The organism is Streptomyces sp. NPDC059785 (assembly GCF_042732375.1).
GTDB lineage: Bacteria > Actinomycetota > Actinomycetes > Streptomycetales > Streptomycetaceae > Streptomyces.
In genome coordinates, this window is the sequence record NZ_JBHWHV010000125.1 from 1 (window position 1) to 5,847 (window position 5,847).

The following is a 5,847-nucleotide window of genomic DNA, read 5'->3' on the forward strand; positions in this document are numbered from 1 at the left end:
CCCGGCCGGGTGCGGACCCCTTTTCCGTGTCCGGGCCGGAGCCCGGCGCCGGCTACTGCGGGTCCGGGCCCACGGCCACCGGGCGGCTCTCGTCGGAGGACCACTCCGACCAGGAACCGACGTACAGGGCGGCCGGGATGCCCGCGACCGACAGGGCGAGGATCTGCTGGGCGGCCGAGACGCCCGAGCCGCAGTACACGCCCACCTCGGTGGCGTCCGTGGCGCCCAGTGACCGGAAGCGTTCGGCGAGTTCCGCCGCGGGCCGGAAGCGCCCGTTTTCGGCCAGATTCTCGGTGGTGGGCGCGGAGACCGCGCCCGGGATGTGGCCCGCGACCCGGTCGATCGGCTCGACCTCGCCGCGGTAGCGCTCACCGGCCCGGGCGTCCAGCAGCAGGCCGGTGCGGGCCAGCGCCGCCGCCCCGTCCGCGTCGAGGAGCGGCACCGCCCCCGGTGCGGGCGTGAAGTCGCCCGGCGTCGGCTCCGGGAGCTGCGAGGTCAGCGACCCCTCCCACGCGGCGAGACCGCCGTCAAGAACGCGCACCGACGGGTGCCCCGTCCAGCGCAACAGCCACCAGGCGCGTGCGGCGGCCCAGCCGTTGCTTCCGTCGTACACGACCACGTCGCGGTCGGCCGAAACGCCCGCGGCCCGCATCGCGGCGGTGAAGACCGCCAGGTCGGGCAGCGGGTGGCGGCCCCCGGCACCGGGCGGACCTGCGAGTTCGGCGTTCAGGTCGATGAACACGGCACCCGGGACATGCGCCTTCTCGTACTCGGGCCGCAGATTCGGACGGCCCAGTTCGTAGCGGACGTCGAGCAGCACCGGGGGGTTCGGCCCGGCCAGCGCGGCGGCGAGTTCGGATGCGGAGATGATGGCGTTCATGGTCCCCATCCTTGCGCACGGGGTGGCCGCGTCGCCCAGGTCGGGCTAATCTGCCCGCCGGGCAGCTCCGATCACGAGGCGTATGGGATCGGGCACATGCTGTACAGCCGTTGGCCACCGGTGGGCAACCTCGCGGAAACGGCCAAGAAACCGCAAAACCCGCGTCCAGCCATGGCAGAACGGGGCCCGGCGGCGCGGCCGGAGCGCGCACCGGGACCGGTGGTGCAAACATCGGGACGGGGCATGCACGCGCGTGGCGACGGTACGCGCGTGCGCAGGCGGAAGTCGACCGGCCACCGTGAGGGGCCGAGAAGAGAGTGACGATGACCGAGGCACGGGGGTCGGCCGGCCTGAACGGCACCGCTCACCCGCGGCGGGCGCCCGGCGCGCCCTGCTGGGTGAGTCTGATGGTGCACGGGATGGCCGCGACCCAGGACTTCTACGGAGCGCTGTTCGGCTGGGAGTTCCGGCCGGGCCCGCAGCAGCTCGGCCCGTACGTGCGGGCGCTCCTGGACGGCCACGAGGTGGCGGGCATCGGCCAGCTCCCGCCCGACCGGCATCTGCCGGTGGCCTGGACCCCGTACCTCGCCTCGGAGGATGTGGACGAGACGGCGGCGACCGTGCGGCTGTCCGGCGGCACCGTCGGCGTCGGTCCGCTGGACGCGGCGGAGGCGGGCCGGCTCGCCATCGCGTCCGACACGACGGGGGCCGTCTTCGGGATCTGGCAGGCCACGGCCCACGCGGGGACCGCCGTCACCGGGGTGCCGGGCACCCCGGCCTGGAACGAGCTCCTGACCCGGGACACGGCGAGCGTCGCCAAGTTCTACCAAGGGGTCTTCGGCTACGAGCTGGAGCCGGTGGCCTCCGTCGACAAGGACTACGTCACCCTGGTCCTCGACGGCCGCCCTGTCGCGGGCATCCACGGGGTGGGCCGCGAGCTGCCGCGCGACCGGGGCGCGCACTGGCTGACGTACTTCGAGGTCGCGGACCCCGAGGAAACGGTCACGCACGTCGCCGGGCTGGGCGGCCGCGTCGTGGAGCCGGTGCACGACTCGCCGCACGGGCGGACGGCCACGGTCGCGGACCCGGAGGGCGCGGTGTTCTCGGTGGTGCACACGTCCGGCTGACATCCTGCCGGGGCAGTGCCGCTCAGGCGGAGGCGATCGGCAGTACGTCCGGGGAGAGCGCGGACGCCCGGGCCGTGGCCGCCGTCATCCGGCGCCGGTGGTGACGGCGGCAGAGCACCTCATAGCCGACGGCTTCCGACTGGTTGACGTCGCCGACGACCACCTGGGCGCCTTCCACGACCATTTCGCCGCCTATCGTGCGGGCGTTGTGCGTGGCCCGCGCACCGCACCAGCACAGCGCCTCGACCTGGAGCACCTCCACGCGGTCGGCCAGCTCCACCAGCCGCTGCGAGCCGGGGAAGAGCTTGGAGCGGAAATCCGTGGTGATGCCGAAGGCGTACACGTCGATGTCCAGATCGTCCACGACGCGGGCGAGCTGGTCGATCTGGTCCGGGGCGAGGAACTGCGCCTCGTCCGCGATCACGTAGTCCGCCCGGCCGCCCCGGGAGAGATGGTCGACGACGTACGCGTACACGTCCTGGTCGTCCGCCACCTCCACCGCGTCGGTGACCAGGCCCAGGCGGGAGGAGAGCTTGCCCTCCCCCGCGCGGTCGTCCCGGGTGAAGATCATGCCTCGCAGGCCGCGCGCCGAGCGGTTGTGCTCGATCTGGAGAGCCAGCGTCGACTTCCCGCAGTCCATCGTTCCGGAGAAGAACACCAGCTCGGGCATGGGGAGTTGAGCACCTTTCGGCGAGTGGGACGGACGGCGGGCGCTCGGGGAGCGTACGGGGTCCGCGCGGCTTGCGGGGGACGTCAGGAGCGTACTTCGAGGAGGGGGACGAGCTGTTCGACGGGGGTCATGGAGCCGTGGTTGCCGACCATCGAGGACTCGTTGGGCTCCCGCTGCGACGCGATGAGCAGGACCTCGTCCCGGGCCGCGGCGACCACGTCGCCGATCCGGCCGTGGACCCGCTCGTCCACGTGCGGGCCGAACCAGCCCGCCGCGATCGCCTCCTCGCGCGAGGCCACCCAGAACTGCTCGCCGAGCACCTCGCGCCAGCAGGTCAGGACGTCGGCCTCGGCGCCCGGCACCGCGTAGACGTGACGGGCCCGGCCCTCGCCGCCCAGCAGGGCGACGCCGGCGCTCAGCTCCCAGTCCTCGTCGAAGTCGATGCGGTGCGGCTCGCCGAAGGGGATGTCGATCATCCCGTGGTCGGCGGTGACGTACAGGGCGGTGCGCGGCGGGAGCTGCTCCGCGAGGCGCTGGACCAGCCGGTCGACGTACATGAGCTGGCCGCGCCAGGGGTCGGAGTCGACGCCGAAGCGGTGGCCCTTGCCGTCCACCTCGGCGTAGTACGTGTAGACCAGGGAGCGGTCGCCCGCGGCCAGTTGCGCGGCCGCGAAGTCCATCCGCTCCTCGCCGGTCAGCCGGCCGTGGAAGGTACCGCCGCTGAGCGCGATCTTGGTCAGCGGGGTGTTCTGGAAGCCCGGGGAAGAGACCTGCGCGGTGTGCACACCGGCGGCGTCCGCGAGCTGGAAGACCGTCGGGTAGGGCTGCCAGGCGTGCGGTTCCGTCCACGGGTTCCAGCGGAGCTGGTTCATCAGCTCGCCGGTCGCCGGATTGCGGACCGTGTAGCCGGGCAGGCCGTGCGCGCCGGGCGGCAGGCCCGTGCCGACCGAGGCGAGGGAGGTGGCGGTGGTGGCCGGGTAGCCGGCGGTGATCGGGCGGCCCGAGCCGCCGCGGGAGGACGCGAGCAGCGAGGTCATGAAGGGGGCCTCGGCCGGGTGCGCTCTGAGCTGCTCCCAGCCGAGGCCGTCGATCAGGAAGACACAGACCCGGTCGGCCGGGGTCAGTTCCGGTATGGCCGCGGTCGTACCGGGGACTTCCATGCCCGCGGCGAGCGTCGGCAGCAGGTCGGCCAGGGAGCCGCTGCCGTACTCGGGGACGGGGGCGGAGCCGACCGGCAGCGGTTCGGGGTGGTCCCAGGCGGCGGGGAGCGGGGCGGGCGCGGGGCGGCCCGCGCCGTGGGCGGCCGAGCGGCCTCCGTCGTGGGCGGCGGAGGGTGAGAGGTGGGACATCAGCGGGTGACGTCCGCGGTCGCCTCGGAGAGGGACTGGGCGAAGACGAGCGCCTGGCGCACCGTCTCGGGGCCGTCGCCGGCCTCGCTGACGCGCAGGCTCAGGTCGTCCGCCGTCGAGTTGCCCGTGTAACCGTGGTCCGCTTCGCAGTTCGGGTCGCCGCAGGCCGCGGGCTCGAGGTCGAGGCGGGAGACGGCGCCCCAGCCGATGGTCAGGACGACCTCGCGGGGCAGGGTGCCCGGCGTGTACGACTCCGGGTTGGCCACGACCCGGCTGACGACGACCGAGGAGATGCGGCCGAGCTTGACGGACTCCGTGGACGTCGTGGCGTACGGGGTCGGCGAGGTGCTGTCCGCGGCCTGCTCGTCGGTGTGGCTGACGATGAAGCGGGTGCCGGTGAGCACCAGCACCGTGACGTGCCTGCGGACCTCGTTCGCGTCGAACGTCGTCTCCTGATGGACCAGGAACGACCGGACGGCGTCGCCGCCCACGGCGGCCTCCACCGCCTCGGCAACGAGGGCCGGGTAGTAGCCGCTGCGCTCGATCGCCGCTCGCAGCCCCTGGGTCGTCGTACTGGTCTTGGCCATGACGTCCATCCTACGGGGGCGCACCGGCTGCGAGGGACCGCTCGCGGGTCTCTTGCCCGGGCGCCGGGCGGGATGCCGGGCGGATCCGGGGTCAGCGGACGACGGGGAGGGTGCGGGGGCCGAGGTCGTCGCGGGCGGGCGGGCGCGCGAGCCGGACCGTCGCGCCGAGCACGCTCAGGCCGCGCGGGGCGACGACGACGGGCTCCAGGGAGACGGCGACGACCTCGGGGTGGTCGTCGACGAGGCGTGACAGGCGCAGCATCAGCTCCTCCAGGGCGGCGGTGTCGACCGGCGCGGACCCGCGCCAGCCGAACAGCAGCGGGGCCGTCCGGATCGACCGCACGAGGGAGGCCGCGTCCCGGTCGGTGACCGGTATCAGCCGGTGCGCCATGTCGCCGAGGAGCTGGGAGGCGGCCCCGGCGAGCCCGAAGGAGAGCACCGCGCCGGCCGCCGGGTCGATGACGGCCCGTACGACCGTGTCGACGCCACGCGGTGCCATCGCCTGGACGACCGGGCGCAGCTCCCGGGGCGAGCCGAACAGCTCGGTCAACTCCGCGTAGGCCCGTCTCAGTTGCTCCTCGTCCGCCAGGTCCAGGCGTACGCCGCCGAGGTCGGCGCGGTGGCGCAGGTGCGGGGCGGTGGTCTTGAGCGCCACCGGGTAGCCCAGGGCGGCGGCGGCGCGCACCGCGTCGTCGGGGGCCGGGGCGGGCAGGGCCCGGCGGACGGCGATGCCGTACCGCCCGAGCAGCTCGCACGCGTCGTCCGGGCCCAGCGTCAGGCCCTCCCCGCGCGCGAGGAGCCCGTCGACGATGCCGGCGGCGCCCTTCTCGTCGATGTCCTCGTAGGCGGGCACCTTGCCGGGCTCGGCGGCGTCGCGGCGCCACTGGGCGTACTGCACGGCCTGGGCGAGGGCGCGGACCGCGCGTTCGGCGGCGGGGTAGGCCGGGATGAGGCGGGCGCCGTCCGGGCAGTCGGCGACGGCGGGCGGGGGTTCCACGCGCGCGTGGTCGCCCGGCGCGCCGTCGGCCTGCGCCGGGACGGCCGCCTGGGGTGCGGTGCCGGCGGCGGCGGACAGTGCCTCGGCGAGGCCGCCCAGCTCCACGTGGACGACCAGGACCGGCTTGGCCGGGGCGGTCGCGGCCTGTCTCTTATACACATCTGACGCTGCTGGGTGTAGATCACCCAGCACGATCAGGAAGGCGATCCACCAGGGCACACCGATCGCGGGCAGAAG

6 protein-coding genes are annotated in these 5,847 nt (G+C 74.3%); 1 reads left to right on the forward strand and 5 read right to left on the reverse strand.

All coding sequences use genetic code 11. The features are described from left to right. Positions 1-52 precede the first annotated feature (52 nt). The gene (locus ACFV6E_RS42650) at positions 53-880 is read right to left on the reverse strand and encodes a sulfurtransferase (protein ID WP_385469141.1); all 828 of its coding nucleotides are present in this window, start codon (positions 878-880) and stop codon (positions 53-55) included. Between the two features lie 323 nt (positions 881-1,203). On the opposite strand from ACFV6E_RS42650, the gene ACFV6E_RS42655 reads away from it, so the two are divergent. Beyond that, positions 1,204-2,007 carry a VOC family protein gene (locus ACFV6E_RS42655; RefSeq protein ID WP_385159735.1) on the forward strand — a complete coding sequence of 268 codons (804 nt, stop codon included), beginning with the start codon at positions 1,204-1,206 and terminating at the stop codon, positions 2,005-2,007. Between the two features lie 22 nt (positions 2,008-2,029). Here the strand turns inward: ACFV6E_RS42655 and ACFV6E_RS42660 are convergent, their stop codons facing one another. The 4 genes from ACFV6E_RS42660 to ACFV6E_RS42675 all read right to left on the reverse strand — a co-directional run. Then, positions 2,030-2,677 carry a thymidine kinase gene (locus ACFV6E_RS42660; RefSeq protein WP_385159733.1) on the reverse strand — a complete coding sequence of 216 codons (648 nt, stop codon included), beginning with the start codon at positions 2,675-2,677 and terminating at the stop codon, positions 2,030-2,032. A gap of 83 nt (positions 2,678-2,760) precedes the next feature. Continuing rightward, on the reverse strand, positions 2,761-4,026 hold the full coding sequence (locus tag ACFV6E_RS42665; RefSeq protein WP_385159731.1) for an alkaline phosphatase family protein: 1,266 nt from the start codon (positions 4,024-4,026) through the stop codon (positions 2,761-2,763). Further along, positions 4,026-4,613 (reverse strand): DUF5998 family protein, encoded by a 588-nt coding sequence (locus ACFV6E_RS42670; RefSeq protein ID WP_385159729.1) that lies wholly within the window; start codon positions 4,611-4,613, stop codon positions 4,026-4,028. The genes ACFV6E_RS42665 and ACFV6E_RS42670 overlap by 1 nt, the downstream gene beginning before the upstream one ends. A 91-nt stretch (positions 4,614-4,704) precedes the next feature. Next, a partial coding sequence (locus tag ACFV6E_RS42675) for an acetate--CoA ligase family protein (RefSeq protein ID WP_385469143.1) occupies positions 4,705-5,847 on the reverse strand: 1,143 nt, incomplete at its 5' end.

Coding starts and splice junctions, on each gene's coding strand:
- ACFV6E_RS42650 (WP_385469141.1), bottom strand. CDS start 880: ATGAACGCCATCATCTCCGCATCCGAACTCGCCGCCGCGCTGGCCGGG.
- ACFV6E_RS42655 (WP_385159735.1), top strand. CDS start 1,204: ATGACCGAGGCACGGGGGTCGGCCGGCCTGAACGGCACCGCTCACCCG.
- ACFV6E_RS42670 (WP_385159729.1), bottom strand. CDS start 4,613: ATGGCCAAGACCAGTACGACGACCCAGGGGCTGCGAGCGGCGATCGAG.
- ACFV6E_RS42660 (WP_385159733.1), bottom strand. CDS start 2,677: ATGCCCGAGCTGGTGTTCTTCTCCGGAACGATGGACTGCGGGAAGTCG.
- ACFV6E_RS42665 (WP_385159731.1), bottom strand. CDS start 4,026: ATGTCCCACCTCTCACCCTCCGCCGCCCACGACGGAGGCCGCTCGGCC.